Origin of the sequence: Parabacteroides sp. AD58, from assembly GCF_023744375.2 — a bacterium.
Lineage (GTDB): Bacteria > Bacteroidota > Bacteroidia > Bacteroidales > Tannerellaceae > Parabacteroides > Parabacteroides absconsus.
In genome coordinates this window covers 806,030-826,047 of the sequence record NZ_CP146284.1, presented here as the reverse complement: position 1 = coordinate 826,047, position 20,018 = coordinate 806,030, and the positions used below count along the sequence as shown (strand labels likewise).

Sequence of the window (20,018 nt, the reverse complement as noted above, 5' to 3'; positions counted from 1 at the left end):
GAACTAAATACCAAAGAGCAAAATTCATGTCGGATAGTATTATTATTATACCAACTTACAACGAAAAGGAAAATATCGAGAACATCATCAGAGCTGTTTTCGGCTTGGAAAAAGAATTTCATATTCTGATTATTGATGATGGTTCACCTGATGGGACGGCTTCCATTGTGAAAACATTGCAGAAGGAATTTCCGGATCGGTTGTTCTTGGTTGAACGCGAGGGAAAGTTAGGATTAGGAACAGCATATATTTGCGGCTTTAAGTGGGCAATCGAGCATAAATATGATTTTATCTTTGAAATGGATGCTGATTTCAGTCATAATCCGAAAGATTTACCTCGTCTGTATGCAGCTTGTACCGAGCAAGGCGGTGATGTGGCTATTGGTTCGCGTTATTGTAATGGAGTAAATGTAGTTAACTGGCCGTTAGGGCGTGTGTTGATGTCTTACTTCGCCTCTGTTTATGTTCGTTTCGTAACAGGAATGGATATTCGTGATACAACAGCGGGGTTTAAATGCTATAGAAGGAAAGTTCTGGAAACCATCGAACTGGATCGGATACATTTTAAAGGGTATGCTTTTCAGATAGAGATGAAGTTCACGGCTTATAAATGTGGCTTTAAACTGATTGAAGTTCCTATTATTTTCATCAATCGTGTATTAGGTACGTCGAAGATGAACTCTTCTATTTTCGGAGAAGCGCTGTTTGGTGTGCTACAACTGAAGTGGTGGAGTTTCTGGCGCAAATATCCGCATGCATAAAACTGGCAAGTTTATAATTAGGGAATTAAAAAGACATTATTAAATCTGATAAGAAATTATGAAATTAGAAATTATTTGTCTGGCTGCGTTGACTTTGTGGGGTTGTTCGGGCCAGAAAACAGAACAGGGACAATCGGCAGAACCCGCAGCTCAGGAGAATGTAGCAGAAACTACCGTAAGGAACCAACTGACAGAACAAGAAAAGGCTGATGGTTGGAAATTGCTCTTCGACGGTAAAACAACCAATGGTTGGAGAGGCGCTCATTTGGATGCCTTTCCTGAAAAAGGATGGAAGATTGAAGACGGCATTCTTACAGTAGAAGCAGCGAATGGCGGAGAATCGACCAATGGTGGTGATATCGTTACGAATGATGAATATTCCGCTTTTGAGTTGAGTGTTGATTTCAAGATCACAAAAGGAGCGAACAGCGGTATTAAATATTTCGTGACCGAACAGGAGAAACAGCATGGATCGGCCTTTGGCTTGGAATATCAGATATTGGATGATGCTGTTCATCCGGATGCCAAATTGTATACGACTTATCCGGGCAGCCGGACATTGGCCAGTTTGTATGATTTGAAGAAGAGCGAGAATGTTTCATTTAATGGTGTCGGTGAATGGAATACGGCCCTGATAAAGGTTTTTCCAAATAATCATGTAGAACATTGGTTGAACGGAAAGAAAGTACTGGAGTACGAACGAGGCAGTCAGGAGTTTAAGGAACTTGTCAAAGGCAGTAAGTATGCTGCTCCGGAATATAATACAAGCGGACCTTTCGGCGAGGCAGCCAAAGGACATATATTATTGCAGGATCATGGAAATGAAGTTTCGTTTTGTAATATAAAAATAAAAGAACTGAAATAATGATATTGCAATAGCAGGGTTTCTGATATATTGATAATTTTGTAAGTCCGTTTCGGAGAAGTTTGGACTCTGAAACGGATTTTTAGTTTATACGGTGATGAATATTGTAGATGTGAGAAGTAACGTAGGAAAGTGGATTTTATTCGGATTGGTGCTGTGTTGCACTTTTTTCGTCAATAACAAAGCCATCTTTGTAGATATCATGGAATCACGTAACATGATTACTGCAAGGGAAATGGTTTATGACGGTAATTGGCTGACGCCGACGATGAATGGTGAATTGCGTCTAGAGAAACCGCCGTTGCCTACCTGGATTTCGGCCATCGTAGAATATGTGTCTCCCGATAATTTAGCCTTACAGCGGGCCATGGCCGGTCTTGCAGCTCTTTTGCTGGTCTTTTACTTGTTCCAGTTAGGGAAATTACTTACTCATGATAGGGTCTTTTCGTGGATAACAGTTTTCGTGTTATGCACATCCTATAATATTATTCTGATGGGGCGGACGGCTTCATGGGATATTTATTGCCATGCTTTCATGCTGATGGCTATTTACTATTTGTTTAAAGCCTTGCGGGCTGATGTCTGCGACTGGAAATCTTTTCTGCTGGCCGGCTTGGCAATGGGCTTGTCTTTCTTGGGAAAAGGACCTGTTTCTTTCTATGCCTTGTTGTTCCCTTTTCTCTGTGCGTATCTGATCTGCTATCGTAAAAGCATGGCGGGAAAGTGGAAAGGTTGTGCAGGCATGATTTTACTCATGCTGGTATTGAGTTGCTGGTGGTATGCTTATATTTATATGTATCATCCGGAAATGGCTGAATATGTATGGAACAAAGAATCTTCTTCGTGGGCGAACAGGAATGTCCGTCCGTGGTATTACTACTGGAAGTTTTTCCTGGAAACAGGAGCCTGGTCACTGCTGACACTGTTTACGTTGTTTGTTCCTGTCTGGGAAAAGAGGCTGGGTGATAAAACAAAGTCTTATCTTTTCTCCCTCTTGTGGATGCTGTTCGTTGTTTTCTCTCTTTCTCTGATACCGGAAAAGAAAACACGTTATCTGTTACCTGTCTCCATTCCGGCGGCATTGGCCGTAGGACATCTGTTTTACTACTGGATCAGACAGATGCGGAAAACAGACCGGGTGGGAAAAATACTGTATCGGATCAACGGTCTTTTATTGGCTATTGTCGTGCTGGTGTTGCCCGTGATGCTCTATCTCTTTATGTACCGAGAACAACGGATGAGCGGAATGGCATTGATCCTTTTATCAGCAGGTCTGTGGTGCATAGCCTTTTGCCTCTTTTATGCGGTTAAGTCGGTTCGGCCCGCCTATCTCTTGGGCGGAGTGGTCGGTCTGTTTGCTTTTGCTGAAATCTTTCTGATGCCGTACATCGGAAGTTTTGTATCTAATGCGGAGCAGAAAAGCATTGCGCTTACCCGGAATATAGAAGAATTACAGTCGCTGCCGTTTTATCATCCGGCCTCTGAAGAAATACGTATTGAGTTGGTCTATGCGGCTTATCGGAAAATCCGACCGCTCGATCTGACGGATTCGGCCGCTGTTGCAGTAGCAATGCCGTTTGTTTTGGTGCAGAGTGTGGAACCAGCTGCTATGATTCCGGAATGGTTGCAGCAGAATGCCTGTATGGAAGAAGTGGATGTCTATGATGATAATCCCTGGCCGAAAGGACATCGGCGGTATTCACCCGCTTTTATCAAAAAAGTAACGATTATACGAAAGAAATAATGAAAGAAATGAATCGGACAAGTAATTACGAATTGACAATCATCGTTCCTGTTTATAACGAAGAGGATAATATGCCTGCCTTGGAAGAGAAATTGTCATCATATATACAGCAGGCATCGGTGTCGGCTTGTGTTCTTTTTGTCAATGATGGTTCGACTGATCACAGTTTGGAGCGAATGATGCAGATTTGTAACCGGCAACCTCATTTTTTCTATTGTAGTCTGAAGAAGAACGGCGGATTGAGTGCTGCCATGAAAGCCGGAATTGATCAGGTGGAATCGAAGTGGTTGGGTTATATTGATGCCGATCTGCAAACGGTGCCTGAAGATTTCGAACGCCTCTTGCCTTTTGCGAGCGACTATGAGCTGGTGATGGGTATTCGGGCAAATCGGAAAGATTCATTCTTTAAGAATCTGCAATCCAAGATAGCGAATGGCTTCCGCCGGATGATGACCAAAGACAAGGCTACAGATACAGGTTGCCCCTTGAAGATCATGCATACTGACTGCGCAAAGCGGATTCCTTTCTTTACCGGCATGCATCGTTTCCTGCCGGCATTGATTCTGTTGCAGTACGGACGGATGAAAGAAGTGCCGGTACGCCATTTTCCTCGGGTAGCCGGTGTTTCTAAATATCATTTGTGGAACAGACTGATTTCTCCTTTCCTGGATTGTTTTGCTTATCGGTGGATGAAAAAGCGGTATATCAATTATCAGATAAAAGACAGTAACTTGTTTGATCGGCGGGCATGATCGGAATTTATTTAATAGGGCTGTTGGCCCAGGTATTCTTCTCTGCCCGGATGCTGATTCAGTGGATCTTGTCAGAGAAGTATAAGAAAGTCGTTTCTCCGTCGTTGTATTGGGTGTTCAGTCTGCTGGGCGCTTACCTGCTTTGCATATATGGTTGGCTCCGGAATGACTTTTCTATTATCTTGGGTCAGTTCATATCATTTTATATTTACATTTGGAATTTAAAAGAGAAAGGTTTGTGGAATAAGCTTCCCCGGATCATTCAGGTCGTGTTGGCGCTGACACCTGTTGTAGCGGCTTGTTTCGCTCTGAATGATTTCCATTCGTTTGTTGATTCCTTCTTTAAGGACGAGGACGTTCCTTTGTGGCTGATAGTCATGGGATCGATGGGGCAGGTAATTTTCACTTTGAGATTTGTTTACCAATGGTATTACTCGAAAAGATTCGGCGCTTCGGTTTTGCCTGTCAATTTCTGGATTATTAGTCTGGTGGGATCATTGACAATCGCCTTGTATGGAATTATCCGCTTGGATCCGATATTGATTTTAGGACAGTCAACGGGGTTTATCGTTTATATTCGTAATATCATGATTGGAAATCGTGAAAATAAAAAAGGAAAAAGTGTATGAAGGTTTTAGTTACAGGTGCAGCCGGCTTTATCGGGTCATTTTTGGCTGAGAGGCTGGCAAAGCGGGGAGATGAAGTTGTTGGATTAGATAATTTAAATACATATTATCCGGTATCGCTGAAACTGGATCGTTTGAATAGGCTGGGAATAAAAGAGGTCGGCGAAGAATCTGTTTTTATCACAAGTACGGTCTATGATAACTTTCGTTTTATCAAGATGGATCTGGCCGACAGGGAAGGCATGGCAACCTTGTTCGAACAAGAACGGTTTGATGCGGTTTGCAATCTGGCGGCTCAGGCCGGAGTCAGATATTCGATTGATAATCCGGAGACTTATGTACAGTCGAATATAGTCGGTTTCCTGCATGTCCTTGAAGGATGCCGTCATACACATGTCAAACATCTGGTTTATGCCAGCTCGAGTAGTGTCTATGGTTTGAACAAGCAGATTCCGTTTAAGGAGACAGATCAGGTAGACCAACCGGTCAGCCTGTACGGCGCTACCAAAAAAGCCGACGAGCTGATGGCTTTTTCATATAGTCAGTTGTATGGTTTGCCGACGACCGGGTTGCGATATTTCACCGTTTATGGCCCGTGGGGAAGACCAGATATGGCTCCAAACCTGTTTTTGAAAGAAATTTTGTCTGATGGGACAATTCAGGTGTTCAATCATGGTGATTTACAAAGAGATTTTACTTATATTGCAGACGTAATCGATGCCACATTGCGAATACTCGATTTTCCGTCGGAAGAAGCCATTCCATATCGGATTTATAATGTGGGAAACTCGTCGCCTGTGGCATTGATGGACTTTATTCAGCTGCTTGAATCGCATGCTGGAAAAACAGTCAAGAAGAATTTTAAGGAAATGCAGCCAGGAGATGTAAAGTCGACTTATGCCGATACATCCAGGTTAGAGAAAGATATTCATTATAAGCCAAAAACTTCAGTGCAGGAAGGAACGCGTTTGTTTTATGAGTGGTTTGTGGCATATTATATTAAATAGAATACGATTATGAATGATTCAGTAATACCATTTGCTCTTTTGTGCTTTACTTCGTTTTTTACGTTGATAAATCCGCTTGGAACGATGCCGGTTTTTCTTTCGATGACGACGGGTATGTCGGAAAGTGAACGCAGACGGATTATTATGAAATCCACCTTCGTAGCCTTTCTGATCATGATATCGTTTACTATTTTCGGACAAGTTATCTTTCAGGTGTTCGGCCTGTCGACCAATGGCTTCCGAATTGCCGGCGGCATTGTGATCATGAAGATTGGTTATGATATGCTGCAGGCGCATTATACCCATATCAAGTTAAACGAAGATGAAAAGAATCATTTTGCCGATGATATTTCAATCACCCCTTTGGCTATTCCGATGCTGTGCGGCCCCGGAGCCATTGCCAACGGCATTGTGCTGATGGAAGATGCCGAGACACTGCTGAAGAAGGTTATTTTGGTGTTTATTATTGCTTTTGTTTTTCTCCTGACGGCCCTTATCCTTCGGACTTCAACCAAATTGGTCCATTTTATGGGCGAAACGGGGAATAATGTAATGATGCGGCTGATGGGCCTTATACTGATGGTGATCGCCGTTGAATGTTTTGTAAGTGGTGCAAAACCTATCTTGATAGATATTTTGCAGCAAGCACATGCCTCTTGATGGATTATGACCTCCTTTCTATCCAAAAGAAGGAGGAACATGATCTTTGCTAACGTATTTTCTCATCCTTTAATTTGTACTTGAATAATATGATTAAACGGAATAAGAATCTGTCGCGTAGTACTTTGGAATATATTTCATTACTCATTTAATAGGGGGAACAGATATGGTTTATGGATATATTCGTGTAAGTACAGATAAACAGACGGTCGAGAACCAGAGATTTGAAATCATTCGCTTCTGCCAGACGCTTGATATGAAGATTGACCGGTGGATAGAAGAGATTATTTCTGGTTGTCAGGAAGTCGAGAAGAGAGAGTTAGGCCAGCTTTTGTCTAAAATGCAAAAGGGCGATATTATTATATGTGCCGAGCTTTCTCGTTTGGGAAGGAATCTGCTGATGATTATGAGCATTCTGCATCAGTGCATGCTTTCGGATGTACAGGTATGGACAATCAAAGATAATTATCGGTTAGGCAGTGACATTACTTCGAAGGTACTGGCTTTTGCCTTTGGCTTGTCGGCAGAAATCGAACGTAATCTGATTTCTCAGCGAACGAAGGAGGCTTTGGCCCGGAAGAAAGCTGAAGGTGTTTCGTTGGGAAGGCCCAAAGGCAGTAAATCGAAAGTGAACAAGCTGACGGGGCGTGAGTCTGAAGTAAAACGCTTGCTTGAAATGAACATGACAAAGTCGGCAATTGCCAAAGTGTTGGGAGTCCATCGCTGCACAATCTCCAAATATTTATCTGAGGGAAAAATCTGATATCATCAGACGTCGCTGTGGCAGTTAGCCTGTCTGTGCCGGAGAATATTTACCTGCCTACAGGCTAATTGTTTTTTCATTACCGGAAATTGTTGGAAAATAAACAGAAAATTCTTTAGTTCACGGCGTGGATTAAGTAGTTCACGGCGTGGATTACTTAGTTCACGCCGTGAACTAAGTAATTCGCACCGTGAACTAAAGAAAAATAAAAGGGGATTGTCATTTTATCTCGAAATAAGAAAAAGAAAAATAAGCCGATCTGTGCAAGAATTATTATCTTTGCACGTCCGCAGCGATATAAGTATCGGACAGGGATAAATCAAGATGTCAGATTTATATTTAATAGAATAAATATATGTACAGAACAAGAACTTGTGGCAATTTGCGTCTGGCTGATGAAGGACTGGTGGTAACACTGGCCGGTTGGGTGCAGAAGACCCGTAAGATGGGTGGAATGACGTTCGTCGATCTTCGCGACCGTTATGGTATTACACAGCTGGTATTTAATCAGGAAGTGGATGCCGCTTTATGTGATCAGGCAAATAAGTTGGGACGTGAGTATGTCATCCAGGTGACAGGAACCGTGCGGGAGCGTTCAAGCAAGAACCCGCATCTGGAAACAGGAGATATTGAATTACTGGTTTCAAAACTGGTTGTCTTGAATACAGCTTTAACTCCTCCGTTTACGATTGAAGATGATACAGATGGCGGCGACGATTTGCGTATGAAATACCGTTATTTGGATTTGCGCCGTTCGTGTGTTCGTAAGAATCTGGAACTTCGTCACAAGATGGCGTTCGAGGTACGTAGCTATTTGGATAAAGAAGGCTTTTTGGAAGTAGAAACGCCGGTATTGATCAAATCGACTCCTGAAGGCGCACGCGACTTTGTCGTTCCTTCTCGTATGAATCCGGGTCAGTTCTATGCTTTGCCTCAGTCTCCGCAGACATTCAAACAGCTGTTGATGGTTTCCGGTTTCGACCGTTACTTCCAGATTGTAAAATGTTTCCGTGATGAAGACTTGCGTGCTGACCGTCAGCCGGAATTTACACAGATCGATTGCGAAATGAGTTTCGTTGAGCAGGAAGATGTGATCCAGACATTCGAAGGCATGGCTAAGCACTTGTTCAAGACGATCCGGGGTATTGATATAAAGGAACCGTTCTTGCGTATGACCTGGCAGGATGCCATGAAGTATTATGGTAGCGACAAGCCGGATTTGCGTTTCGGCATGAAGTTTGTCGAGCTGATGGATATCATGAAAGGGTATGGTTTCTCTGTATTTGACGGAGCCGCTTATATCGGTGGTATTTGCGCAGAAGGTGCGGCTACTTATACACGTAAGCAGCTGGATGCCCTGACTGAATTTGTAAAACGTCCGCAGATCGGTGCCAAAGGTCTGGTATATGCCCGTATCGAAAATGACGGAACTGTCAAATCGAGTGTCGATAAATTCTATTCTCAGGAAGTATTGCAGCAGATGAAAGAGGCATTCAATGCCAAACCGGGTGATTTGATCTTGATCCTTTCGGGTGATGATGCAATGAAGACCCGCAAGCAGCTGAGTGAACTCCGTCTGTTGGTTGCCGACCAGTTAGGCTTGCGCGACAAGGATAAGTTTGCTTGCCTGTGGGTGGTTGACTTCCCGTTATTCGAATGGAGTGAGGAAGATCATCGTTTCTACGCTATGCACCATCCGTTCACTTCTCCGAAACCGGAAGATATTCCGTTGCTCGATACTAATCCGGGAGCTGTCCGCGCTAATGCCTATGACATGGTGATCAATGGTGTTGAAGTAGGTGGCGGTTCTATCCGTATCCACGATAGTCAGTTGCAGGACAAGATGTTCAAACTGTTAGGCTTTACAGAAGAGAGAGCACAGGAACAGTTCGGCTTCTTGATGAATGCCTTCAAATACGGAGCACCTCCTCACGGTGGTTTGGCTTACGGTCTGGATCGCTGGGTTTCTTTGTTTGCCGGTCTGGATTCTATCCGCGACTGTATTGCCTTCCCGAAGAACAACTCAGGTCGTGATGTGATGATCGATGCGCCGTCGCCTATCGATGATACTCAGTTGGATGAGTTGTGCTTGAAGGTAGATGTAAAAGAATAATTATAACAGAAATAGCGAGCCGTGGAGTATCAGGAATGATAATTCATGGCTCGTATTTTATATAGGCAGGAAACATGATAAGGATAAAAGATATTCTGAAAGAAATAGAAGCATACGCTCCGCTGCCTTTGCAGGAAGGCTTTGACAATGCTGGAGTGCAGGTGGGCGATGTCAATCAGCCTGCCCGAGGCGCGTTGTTGTGTCTGGACGTGACAGAAGAAGTCATCGATGAAGCTCTTGAACTGGACTGCAATCTGATTATTTCACATCATCCGTTGGCCTTCAGGACCTTCAAGTCGCTGACCGGAAAGACATATATCGAACGCTGCCTGATGAAGGCCTGCAAGTATGACTTGGTGGTTTATGCGGCCCATACGAATTTAGACAATGCCTATGGCGGCGTCAACTTCAAGCTGGCCGAGATGATCGGGCTGCAGAATGTACGTGTGCTCAGTTCGCAGAAAGATGCTTTGCTGAAACTGGTTACTTTCGTGCCGGAAGCCTATGCCGATTTGCTCCGGACAGCCTTGTTCAACGCCGGTGCCGGTCATATCGGGAATTACGATTCATCCAGTTTTAACCTGCATGGCGAAGGAACTTTCCGTGCCGGCGAAGGCTGCAATCCTTTCTGTGGAGAAATAGGAGAGCTGCATACCGAACCTGAAGTCCGCATCGAAACCGTTCTTCCTGCGTTTCGGAAGGCGAGTGTCCTACGGGCTCTCTTATCGGTTCATCCGTATGAAGAACCGGCTTATGATTTCTATCCGCTGGCTAATACATGGGATCAGGTTGGTTCCGGAGTGGTTGGAGAATTGCCGGAAGAAGAAGACGAACTGTCATTCTTGCAGCGGATCAAGGATTTGTTCCAGGTGGGCTGCGTTAAACACTCTGCTCTGACAGGAAGAATGATTCGAGAAGTGGCCTTGTGTGGTGGCAGTGGCGCTTTTCTGATAAACGACGCAATCAGCTACGGTGCGGATATTTTTATTACCGGCGAAGCCAAGTATAATGACTTCTATGATGTAGAAGACCGTATCTTGTTGGCTGTAATAGGACATTATGAGTCGGAAGTATGCACAAAAGATATCTTTTATTCGATAATATCGAAAAAATTTCCTACCTTTGCCCTACATTTTTCGAATGTTAATTCAAACCCAGTAAAATATTTATAGAATGGCTACAGAGAAACAATCAGCTGAAAAAGAATACACGGTGGAAGAAAAGCTCTCTTCGTTGTATCAGCTTCAGAAGATTATGACCGAAATTGATAAGATCAGAACTCTTCGTGGTGAATTGCCTTTGGAAGTGCAGGATTTGGAAGATGAGATCGCCGGACTGGAAACTCGTTTGCAGAATTATCAGTTGGATATCAAGAACTATGAAGCTTCCGTTAGCGAGCAGAAACATAAGATCACAGAATCCAACGCGTTGATAGAAAAATATAAAGCACAGTTGGACAACGTGCGTAACAACCGCGAATTTGATAACTTGTCGAAGGAAGTTGAATTCCAGGGCCTGGAAGTTGAATTTGCTGAAAAGAAAATCCGTGAATTTACAGAAGCAATTTCCAACAAGAAGAATGATATCGAAAAGCTGAAGGAAGATTTGGAAGGCCGTAAAGGTGATTTGGTTCAGAAGAAAGAAGAGCTTGATCAGATTATTGCTGATACGAAGCAGAACGAAGAAGATCTGCGCGCTAAAGCCAAGAAACTGGAAGCTCAGATTGAGCCTCGTTTGCTGACTGCCTTCAAGCGTATCCGCAAAGGTGCCCGCAATGGTCTGGCTGTTGTGTATATTCAGCGTGATGCCTGCGGTGGTTGCTTCAATAAGATCCCGCCTCAGAAACAGTTGGATATCAAATTACGCAAGAAAATCATTGTTTGTGAGTACTGCGGTCGAATCATGATTGATCCGGAACTGGCTGGTGTTGACGAATAATCGAAATAAAAGGAAATAAAAATACGCTGGAAGATATATTGTTGTATTTTCCGGCGTTTTTTATCTAAAGGAAAATCCATGCTGCATCAGGTTCGTGAATACATAGACAAACATCAGCTGTTGTCGGCTTCAGATAAGGTCTTGGTCGGACTGAGCGGAGGCGCTGATTCGGTTGCCTTATTGTCCGTCTTGGTAAAGTTAGGTTATACATGCATTGCCCTGCATTGTAATTTCCATCTGCGGGGAGAAGAATCCATGCGTGATGAAGCGTTTGCCCGGGCTTTTGCCGAGCAGCTGCACGTCCCTTTTTACAAGACCGACTTTGAGACTGAGTTATATGCCGGTGAACATCATCTTTCTATCGAGATGGCAGCACGTGAACTGCGTTATGCATGGTTTGAAGAAATGAGACAGCATTTGAATGCTCAGGCTGTTGCCGTAGCGCATCACCGGGATGACAGCATAGAAACCTTGATTATGAACTTGTTGAGAGGCAGTGGCATACGAGGACTAGTTGGCATCCGGCCAAGAAATCAATATGTGGTTCGTCCGTTGTTGGGTGTTTCCCGAAAAGAGATTCTGGGCTGGCTGGAGGACCAGCATTATGAATATGTAACCGACAGCACGAATTTGTCGGACGCCTATACACGAAACTTTATCCGTCTTCGTGTTCTTCCTTTGCTGGAAGAGCTGAATCCGTCCGTGCGCCAGACGTTATCACGTACAGCCGAACATTTGTCGGCGGCCGAGACTATTTATCTGTCTGTCTTGGAGAAGGCCCGTCAGGAACTTTGGGTAAAGGAAAAGTTATCCATCAAAAAGCTGATGCAATATCCGGCGCCCGAAACGATACTTTATGAATTACTTCAGCCTTTTGGATTTTCCCGCCAGGTTGCCGGAGACGTGTTTCGTTCGTTGCCAGGAGAATCCGGAAAAGTCTTTTATGCAAAATCATATCGTTTGGTGAAGGATCGGGAATATCTGATATTGTCTGACAGGAAAGAAGATCAGGCTGTATCGTATACGTTTCCTCTTCAGACAGGCCGTTGGGAAGAACCTTTTCCTTTCAGCTTTGAGGTTGTGCGGAATGATTCAGATTTTACCCTGCAAGTTTCGTCAGATATCGCTTATTTTGATGCAGACAAACTGGAACCGGAACTGCAATTACGCTGTTGGAGACAAGGCGATTGGTTCATTCCCTTTGGAATGAAAGGCAGGAAAAAAGTGAGTGATTATTTTTCTGATCACAAGTTTACGCTGGAACAAAAAGAGAATGCCTGGTTACTTTGCAGTGGATCATCGGTGATTTGGCTGGTTGGCGAACGGTCAGATAACCGATATCGGATATCTTCCGCTACAAAATGGGTATTAATTGTGAAAAAATTTATCTAAATACGGTTGAATTCGGGAAAACTTCATATATTTGCAATGTTTTACTCCGCAGATGTGTTGCTAACATGTCAGTTAGTAATTTCATGAGTTCACAATAATTCTTATAACTAATAATTGATTTTAAATCCTTTTCTGTATCCTTGCGAGGCATACAGCAAACTAATGATATTACGATTGCAATATGCAAAAATACAACATCCTTGAATTAAATGAAAAACTTCTTCCGGAATTACAGACGATTGCGGAAGAGTTGGGTATAAAGAAAGTACGTTCTTTCAAGAAAGAAGAGCTGGTGTATAAAATTTTAGACGAACAAGCTATTTCCTATGCCGGTATTCAGGCTGAAAAAGAGAAAGTAAAAGAAGCCAAGAAAGCTGAACGAAGAGGCCGGCCTAAAAAAGCTGCAAAAGCAGAAGAAAAGACAACTGATACCATGTCGGTTGATGAATTATTGGCTCAGCCTACTGAAATCAAACTGGATGCGCCAGTCGAAGCTAAACAGCAGGATACGAATATCAAGCAGGAAAATAAAAAGAAAAAAGCTCGTTTGGAGAAAACAGACAAACAGCCTGTTGCAGCGAAAGAAAAAGAAGAAAGTGCGCCTGTTGTCGCAGAAGTAGTAACGAAACCAAAAGAAACAGTGGAAAAGAACAAACCTTTATTGCCGCCTGTTGTTATGGAAACAGCGGATGGTGAAAATCCGGAAGCAGTAGTAAAAGAGGAACCTCAGGATAATCAGAACCCAACTGAAAATCCTGTGACTACAGAACCCGAAACAACATCCACAGAACCAGAATCAAAGCGTTTAGTATTCCGTCATGGAGGCGCAAAATCTGTTTTGGATCAGGTTTTCCCTTTCCCTTCTTCTTCACCCAAGAATGAAAGTAAATCAGCGCAGCAGACATCTACTTCCAATAACGAACAATCTTCTGCTCAACAAAATACAAACCGGAATAAAAACAACCGGCAGAACAATAATAACAATAACAACAACAATAACAATAACCAGAATTCAAATAATGCTCAACAGGAGAAAGCCTTTGAGTTTGATGGTATTCTGACGGGTACAGGTGTTCTGGAAATCATGCAGGATGGATATGGCTTCCTGCGTTCTTCCGATTATAACTATCTGACTTCACCGGATGATATTTATGTTTCTCAATCACAGATTAAGTTGTTTGGATTGAAGACCGGCGATGTTGTGGAAGGTGCTATTCGTCCGCCGAAAGAAGGAGAAAAGTATTTCCCGCTGGTGAAAGTTGACCGGATTAATGGCCGTACACCTGAAGAAGTTCGTGATCGTGTTCCCTTTGATCATCTGACTCCGCTGTTCCCTGACGAGAAGTTTATGCTGACTCGCCGCCGCTCTACTAAAGTATATGATAATATTGCTGTACGGGTAGTTGATCTGTTCTCTCCGATTGGTAAAGGACAGCGCGGTCTGATTGTAGCTCCTCCTAAAACAGGTAAGACTGTATTGTTGAAAGATATTGCGAATGCCATTGCGGCTAATCACCCGGAAGTCTATATGATTATTCTGTTGATCGACGAACGTCCGGAAGAAGTAACCGACATGGCCCGCAGTGTAGATGCTGAAGTGATTGCTTCAACATTTGATGAACCGGCAGAGCGCCATGTGAAGATAGCTGAGATTGTATTGAATAAGGCAAAGCGTATGGTTGAATGTGGTCATGATGTAGTGATCTTATTAGATTCTATCACACGTCTGGCCCGTGCATATAATACGGTTCAGCCAGCTTCAGGTAAAGTTCTTTCCGGTGGTGTGGATGCCAATGCATTGCAGAAACCGAAACGCTTCTTCGGTGCTGCCCGTAATATTGAGAACGGCGGTAGCCTGACAATTCTGGCAACAGCCTTGATCGAAACAGGTTCGAAGATGGATGAAGTGATCTTTGAAGAGTTCAAGGGAACTGGTAATATGGAACTTCAGCTGGATCGTAAGTTGTCGAATAAACGAATCTATCCGGCAGTGGATATCACGGCTTCAAGTACGCGTCGTGATGACTTGTTGCAGAATGAAACTACTTTGAACCGCATGTGGATTCTGCGTAAATATCTGGCTGATATGAATTCTATCGAAGCAATGGAGTTTGTGAAACAGCGTATGGAACAGACTATCGATAACCAGGAATTCCTGGCTTCCATGAACGGATAATCAATTCCAACAATAATAATGAAACGCCTGATGTTTGACTTCCTCAAGCATCAGGCGTTTCTGTTAGCGGACTATTGATAAATTCTTTTAGAACTCAAATGTAACACCTATGGTTGGTAAGAGCGTTCCGCTTTCCTGTTTGATGGATTTCATTACATATCGTTGGGCTTCAACCGGCGCTTCCGGATTTTCTATGACGCCTGTACTCATCAGAATGTCCTGTTGCTTGAGTTTGCTCTTTGTTATGTTCTGTATATCTAAATAAATGCCTAACATATATCGTTTGAAGTAGAACATCTTGTCTACACGGATATCGAGCTGGGCATAACCGGCCAGGCGCTCGCTGTTGTAACGGCTGTAATCATAATACGGACGTCCTTGTGCATTCCAGGCTTGTACCAACGATGATTTGTCGGCATCATAAGGTGTATAAGGCGCACCGCCAATACAGCTTAACTTGGCTCCGAGGCTCCAGTTTTTAGGAAAGTTGTAAGTTCCGCTTGTATTGAATATGATTCGGTTGTCCCAAGCTGACGGAATATATTCACTTTCCTTGTTATTCCGGTATTCACTTCTGTATAAGGTAAACGAAGAAACCAGGTTCAGCCGGTTCAGAATCTGCCATTTTCCCATCAGTTCCAATCCATACGATTGACCTTCGGCTGTAGAAACCAGAGGTTCGTTGCCGATGACACCATAATCATTCCCTTTACACAATAACGGAATCTGGTCGTTCACTGAGAGTGGAACATGGAAATACTTCTTATAGAAACCTTCTAAAGAAATACTAAGTTGGTTATGGGCTTTCCAGCTCAAGCCAATGTTTCCTTGTGCCACCTGCATGTATTTCAGGTTCTCATTGATCAGTACATCATTCTCCTTGAAACCTAATCCGGTATAAGGAGGCAGCTGGTTATATAATCCGCCACTTCCGCTCAGACTCCAGTTGTCTGTAAATGTATATGATAGAGAAAGGCGCGGAGAGATGTTTTTCCAGACTTGCTTCATCTCTTTGGAAAAGTTATTTCCGTCCAGTCGAAGTCCCAAAGCCGATTTAAACCGGTTATCGGGTGTTGTGTATTCGGCAGTGGCAAAAGCGCCCCAACTCCATAAACCCAAGTCCGTATCATAATCCGACATATATAACTGGTCGCCATACATACGCTGGAAGGAGGTATTCTGGTATTGAATGTAATTGATTTCTGCACCTTCCTTTACTGTCCAAGAACCTAAGTAGGACTTGTTTTCTCCTTTGATCACTGTTTTCTGCTCTGTCGAACGCAGGCGGAGCATCTGGTTGTCTTCAGTCGATTCATCATTGTTCAGATATTTGGTGTTCTTGTTTCGTAAGAAGTTATGGCTGACAGACAAGGATTGGGTATGTTTTCCTGCGTAATGCCGGTACATGGCTCCGAGCGTAAAGGTTTCCTGCTCGATGATGGGTAGATAACTCAGGATATATTCGGCATCTTCACCGGTCAGATCCAGATTCAGTTTCATACGGTCGATACCTGTTAATCCTAAAACCGTCAGTTCATCGGTAGGCGAGAAGCGGGCCTTGATCTTGAATTGTCCGTCAATATAGTTCGGAAGTAAAGGCAGTCCTAATACATTAAATAAAAGCTGGAGATAAGACTGACGAACGGATACCAGATAAGACACCTTATCGTTGAAGTGGCCGTTGCCACTCAGTGATACTTCGGAAGCACCTAAGGTAGCTTTAAACCGGTTATTCTCCATATTTCCATCCCGAAGGCGGAAATCAAGGACAGAACTCAGCGCATTTCCTTTATCTGAAGGAAATGCTCCGGTATAGAAGTTGATCTCCCGAATCAAATCGGCATTGATGATGCCAACGGGTCCACCTGAAGCTCCTTGTGTACTGAAGTGATTGATATTCGGGATCTCTATTCCATCTAAATAGAATCGGTTCTCGGAAGGCGAGCCGCCTCGCACAATTAAATCATTGCGATAACCGGCGGGAGAAAAAGCTACACCCGGATATGCTTGAACGATACGTGAAATATCGCGGTTAGCACCAGGACTTTTCTCGATTTCCTGTAATCCGATGACTTGCATGCTCACCGGGCTTTCGGCTAATTTCTGGAACAAAACCGGACGGACCGTCACTTCATCCAGTTGTGTCTGATCGGCTTCCAGCTCTATTTCGACAAAAGGCGTGTTGGCCGATACAATGTATTCGGGAGTAACACAGTTTTTATATCCAATGCAAGAGGCAACCAAACGGTAAATGCCCGGTTTGACTTCGGTGATGGAAAAATCACCTTTCTCGTCGGTGGCTGAACCTTTTGTTGGATCTGATTCCAGAATGACATTGGCAAACGGAACCGGCTCACGCGTTTGTTTATCGATGATACGGCCATGTATCAGGAATAAATGTTCTGCTGCACTCAGCCAGTCCAGTGACAGACAGACACAGATCAAGAAGAATATAATCCGCTTCATAAATAACCATTTATATATGTATTTACAAATTAACGATTAAAAAAACAGAAATCCATACAATAAGCCAAAAATATTTCCTTGAGATAAGTCGTATTTAGTTAGAATTGCTTCAGATAAATTGATAAAGGAGGGCAAGAAACATACATTTGTTACTTTTCCATCGGGAAAAAGCTGTTTTAAACAGGTTTTTCTGTACATTTGTCACCATAAACAATAAAGAATCTGAAGAAATGAATGATACGACCAAAAAACAAATCTTAAAACTGATTCACCAGGAAGTTATTCCGGCTATTGGTTGTACAGAACCGATTGCCGTTGCTTTAGCTGCAGCGAAAGCTGCCGAGTTGTTGGGTAAAAAACCTGAAAAGATAGATGTCTATTTGAGTGCGAACATCTTGAAGAACGCCATGGGTGTCGGCATTCCGGGAACAGGCATGGTTGGTTTGCCTATTGCTATTGCTTTAGGTGTGCTGATTGGTAAGTCGTCATACGAACTGGAAGTGCTTCGTGATGTTACTCCGGAAGCATTGGAAGCTGGCAAACAGATGATACACGACCAGATCATACACATTGCTTTGAAGGAGAATGTGGATAAGTTGTATATTGAGGTCGTTTGTCAGGCAGGCGAATCGAAATCGGTTGCCATCATAGCTCACGAACATACACGTTTTGTCTATTGTGCTAAAGACGATCAGGTATTATTAGATGAAAGAAAAAGCCTGGAACATACTGAAGAGGGCGAAGAAGAAGAATTGAAACTCTCCTTTAATCTGGTGTATGACTTTGCCATTCACACACCGCTCGATGAAATCCGTTTCATCTTGGATACGGCCCGTTTGAATAAGAAGGCAGCTGAAGAATCAGTAAAAGGACAATTCGGTCATTCAGTAAGTAAGACTATTTCCGGACCTATCGGCAAAAAGTATCTGGGTGACTCATCATATACACACATGCTGATGCTGACGGCTGCTGCCTGTGATGCCCGAATGGATGGAGCTATGATTCCGGTCATGAGTAATTCGGGTAGCGGAAATCAGGGAATTGCTGCGACACTTCCGGTCGTTTCGTTTGCTGAAGATATGAAATGCAGTGAAGAACAGTTGATACGTGCTTTGATGTTAAGTCATCTGATGGTGATTTATATGAAGCAGAGCTTAGGTAGACTGTCTGCTCTTTGTGGATGTGTAGTAGCTGCAACGGGCGCCAGCTGTGGCATTACCTGGCTGATGGGCGGAACAGCTACACAGATTACCTATGCTATTAAGAATATGATCGGAAATATAACCGGTATGATATGTGACGGTGCCAAACCAAGTTGTGCCATGAAGGTAACAAGCGGGGTTTCAACGGCTATGCTTTCTGCCATGATGGCTATGGAAAACAAGGTTGTTACTTCTGTTGAAGGTATTATTGATGAAGATGTAGATCGTTCCATCCGCAACCTGACGTCAATCGGTTCGAAGGGAATGGAAGAAACCGATCATTTAGTATTGGATATTATGACTCATAAACCCAATTGCTGGTAAATGTTATCTATATATTTTTTATTGTCGTATTTTTATTAATTAAATCCATGAAGAAAAATTTGGTTTATTTATGTGCACTGTTGTGTGTGCTAACGTGGTTCACTTCATGTAGTGATGAAAAGAAGAGTGGTGCGGATAACGCATGGAAAGAGATTTCGAAGGATTATAATGCTTCCAACCTTTCACTTGGATTGGTTTCAACATCGGGAAGTGTTACAGTGAATGCATTGTCGGCTGATAAAGCAACGCTGGTCCTTAACAATGTGGTTGCAGGTGAAAGTTCTGTTTCGGTAGATGCTGCCTTAACAAAAACAGACAGAGGTTATGCCTTCGAAGGTGAGTCTGCCGGAACGACTTGCAAGGTGAAAGTATCCGGTTCGATTGAAGATGGAAAACTGACGATGGCCATGAATCGTACATTGACTTCAGCTTTGGCCGGAACCTTGAATCTGAATTATCTTCCTGCTATGGGTGGAAGTCAGATGGCTCAGGTGTATGCTTATTTTAATACCGGAAACGAGCAGATGGATGCTATGCTGAACGGAATGGCAGCTCCTCAGTTAGGAAGTATGATTGCCGGCAAAGTAGAATCGGTGATGGTGAATTTAGGCGAAGATGGTTCTTTCTCTTTCTCATTCAAGAAAGTAGGAAGTTCGGAAGCAACTGTAATGCCGCCGGCTAAGTTGGCAGAGATGATCAAGTCTTATCTTACTTGGTTTGAGAAGGATGATGTCCTTTATTTGGCTGTTCATAAAGATGCTCTGACTATTTTGGGCGGACTGAATATTTTGCCGGAAGGATTCGAACTGAGTTCGATTGTGAACATTCTGAGTTTGGAAGGTGATTATTATACGGTTCCGATAAATGCGCAGAAAGATGGCGAGGCCATTACGCTCTTTTTAGGAAAGACAATGATTACTAAAGTCTGGACATTGCTTCAGCCACTGCTCAGCAACATTTCTGATGAGACAATTCAGTCGATTGTAAATGTTGTGGGCGGTGTAATGAACACGGCACAAGACATCAAGGTGGGTTTGGTATTTAAGAAATAAACAGACCTGAAGAAATAGGCAGAGGAAAATCGGATTTCCGTTTTTCCCCTTTTTTATTGTTCTTTTGTTTAGATTTGTTGGTATATATTTCAATAAACAGATTTTTTAAACATTCAATTTGCTACATTTTGAAATTAAACATTACTTTAGCAACATAGTTACAAAAATGATTAGCGT

The 20,018-nt window shown here is 43.1% G+C and carries 16 protein-coding genes; 15 read left to right on the top strand and 1 reads right to left on the bottom strand.

The genetic code is table 11. The annotated features are described in order from the left end of the window. The first annotated feature begins 26 nt into the window (after nt 1–26). The 13 genes from NEE14_RS03480 to rho all read left to right on the top strand — a co-directional run bounded on the left by NEE14_RS03480 (nt 27) and on the right by rho (nt 14,797). A complete protein-coding gene (locus tag NEE14_RS03480; protein ID WP_251966453.1) occupies nt 27–761 on the top strand; it encodes a polyprenol monophosphomannose synthase in 735 nt (244 codons plus the stop codon). Nucleotides 762–819: 58 nt separating this feature from the next. Next, complete coding sequence (locus NEE14_RS03475) at nt 820–1,626, top strand: 3-keto-disaccharide hydrolase (RefSeq protein WP_251966452.1); 807 nt, start codon at nt 820–822, stop codon at nt 1,624–1,626. A gap of 97 nt (nt 1,627–1,723) precedes the next feature. Next, nucleotides 1,724–3,370 (top strand): ArnT family glycosyltransferase, encoded by a 1,647-nt coding sequence (locus NEE14_RS03470; RefSeq protein ID WP_251966451.1) that lies wholly within the window; start codon nt 1,724–1,726, stop codon nt 3,368–3,370. Nucleotides 3,371–3,378: 8 nt separating this feature from the next. Continuing rightward, nucleotides 3,379–4,122 (top strand): glycosyltransferase, encoded by a 744-nt coding sequence (locus NEE14_RS03465; protein ID WP_251966450.1) that lies wholly within the window; start codon nt 3,379–3,381, stop codon nt 4,120–4,122. Next, on the top strand, nt 4,119–4,751 hold the full coding sequence (locus NEE14_RS03460) for a lipid-A-disaccharide synthase N-terminal domain-containing protein (protein ID WP_251966449.1): 633 nt from the start codon (nt 4,119–4,121) through the stop codon (nt 4,749–4,751). The genes NEE14_RS03465 and NEE14_RS03460 overlap by 4 nt, the downstream gene beginning before the upstream one ends. Continuing rightward, entirely contained in the window at nt 4,748–5,755 is a 1,008-nt protein-coding gene (locus tag NEE14_RS03455; protein ID WP_251966448.1) for an NAD-dependent epimerase/dehydratase family protein, read from the top strand. The genes NEE14_RS03460 and NEE14_RS03455 overlap by 4 nt, the downstream gene beginning before the upstream one ends. Nucleotides 5,756–5,764: 9 nt before the next feature. After that, nucleotides 5,765–6,415, top strand: a complete 651-nt coding sequence (locus tag NEE14_RS03450) for a MarC family protein (protein WP_251966447.1) — start codon at nt 5,765–5,767, stop codon at nt 6,413–6,415. Between the two features lie 166 nt (nt 6,416–6,581). After that, the gene (locus NEE14_RS03445; RefSeq protein WP_251966446.1) at nt 6,582–7,178 is read left to right on the top strand and encodes a master DNA invertase Mpi family serine-type recombinase; all 597 of its coding nucleotides are present in this window, start codon (nt 6,582–6,584) and stop codon (nt 7,176–7,178) included. Between the two features lie 355 nt (nt 7,179–7,533). Continuing rightward, entirely contained in the window at nt 7,534–9,291 is a 1,758-nt protein-coding gene (gene aspS / locus NEE14_RS03440; protein ID WP_251966445.1) for an aspartate--tRNA ligase, read from the top strand. A 74-nt stretch (nt 9,292–9,365) separates the two neighbouring features. Further along, nucleotides 9,366–10,463 carry a Nif3-like dinuclear metal center hexameric protein gene (locus NEE14_RS03435; RefSeq protein ID WP_251966444.1) on the top strand — a complete coding sequence of 366 codons (1,098 nt, stop codon included), beginning with the start codon at nt 9,366–9,368 and terminating at the stop codon, nt 10,461–10,463. Between the two features lies 1 nt (nt 10,464). Further along, nucleotides 10,465–11,229, top strand: coding sequence for a zinc ribbon domain-containing protein (locus NEE14_RS03430; protein WP_251966443.1), 765 nt, complete (start codon nt 10,465–10,467; stop codon nt 11,227–11,229). Between the two features lie 78 nt (nt 11,230–11,307). Next, nucleotides 11,308–12,621 (top strand): tRNA lysidine(34) synthetase TilS, encoded by a 1,314-nt coding sequence (gene tilS / locus NEE14_RS03425; protein ID WP_251966442.1) that lies wholly within the window; start codon nt 11,308–11,310, stop codon nt 12,619–12,621. 181 nt (nt 12,622–12,802) lie between these two features. Continuing rightward, nucleotides 12,803–14,797 (top strand): transcription termination factor Rho, encoded by a 1,995-nt coding sequence (rho, locus tag NEE14_RS03420; protein WP_251966441.1) that lies wholly within the window; start codon nt 12,803–12,805, stop codon nt 14,795–14,797. Between the two features lie 87 nt (nt 14,798–14,884). Here the strand turns inward: rho and NEE14_RS03415 are convergent, their stop codons facing one another. Then, a complete protein-coding gene (locus NEE14_RS03415) occupies nt 14,885–17,263 on the bottom strand; it encodes a TonB-dependent receptor (protein WP_251966440.1) in 2,379 nt (792 codons plus the stop codon). Between the two features lie 230 nt (nt 17,264–17,493). On the opposite strand from NEE14_RS03415, the gene NEE14_RS03410 reads away from it, so the two are divergent. Beyond that, nucleotides 17,494–18,789, top strand: coding sequence for a serine dehydratase subunit alpha family protein (locus tag NEE14_RS03410; protein WP_251966439.1), 1,296 nt, complete (start codon nt 17,494–17,496; stop codon nt 18,787–18,789). A gap of 47 nt (nt 18,790–18,836) precedes the next feature. Further along, the gene (locus tag NEE14_RS03405) at nt 18,837–19,841 is read left to right on the top strand and encodes a DUF4925 domain-containing protein (RefSeq protein WP_251966438.1); all 1,005 of its coding nucleotides are present in this window, start codon (nt 18,837–18,839) and stop codon (nt 19,839–19,841) included. The last annotated feature ends 177 nt before the right edge of the window (nt 19,842–20,018 follow it).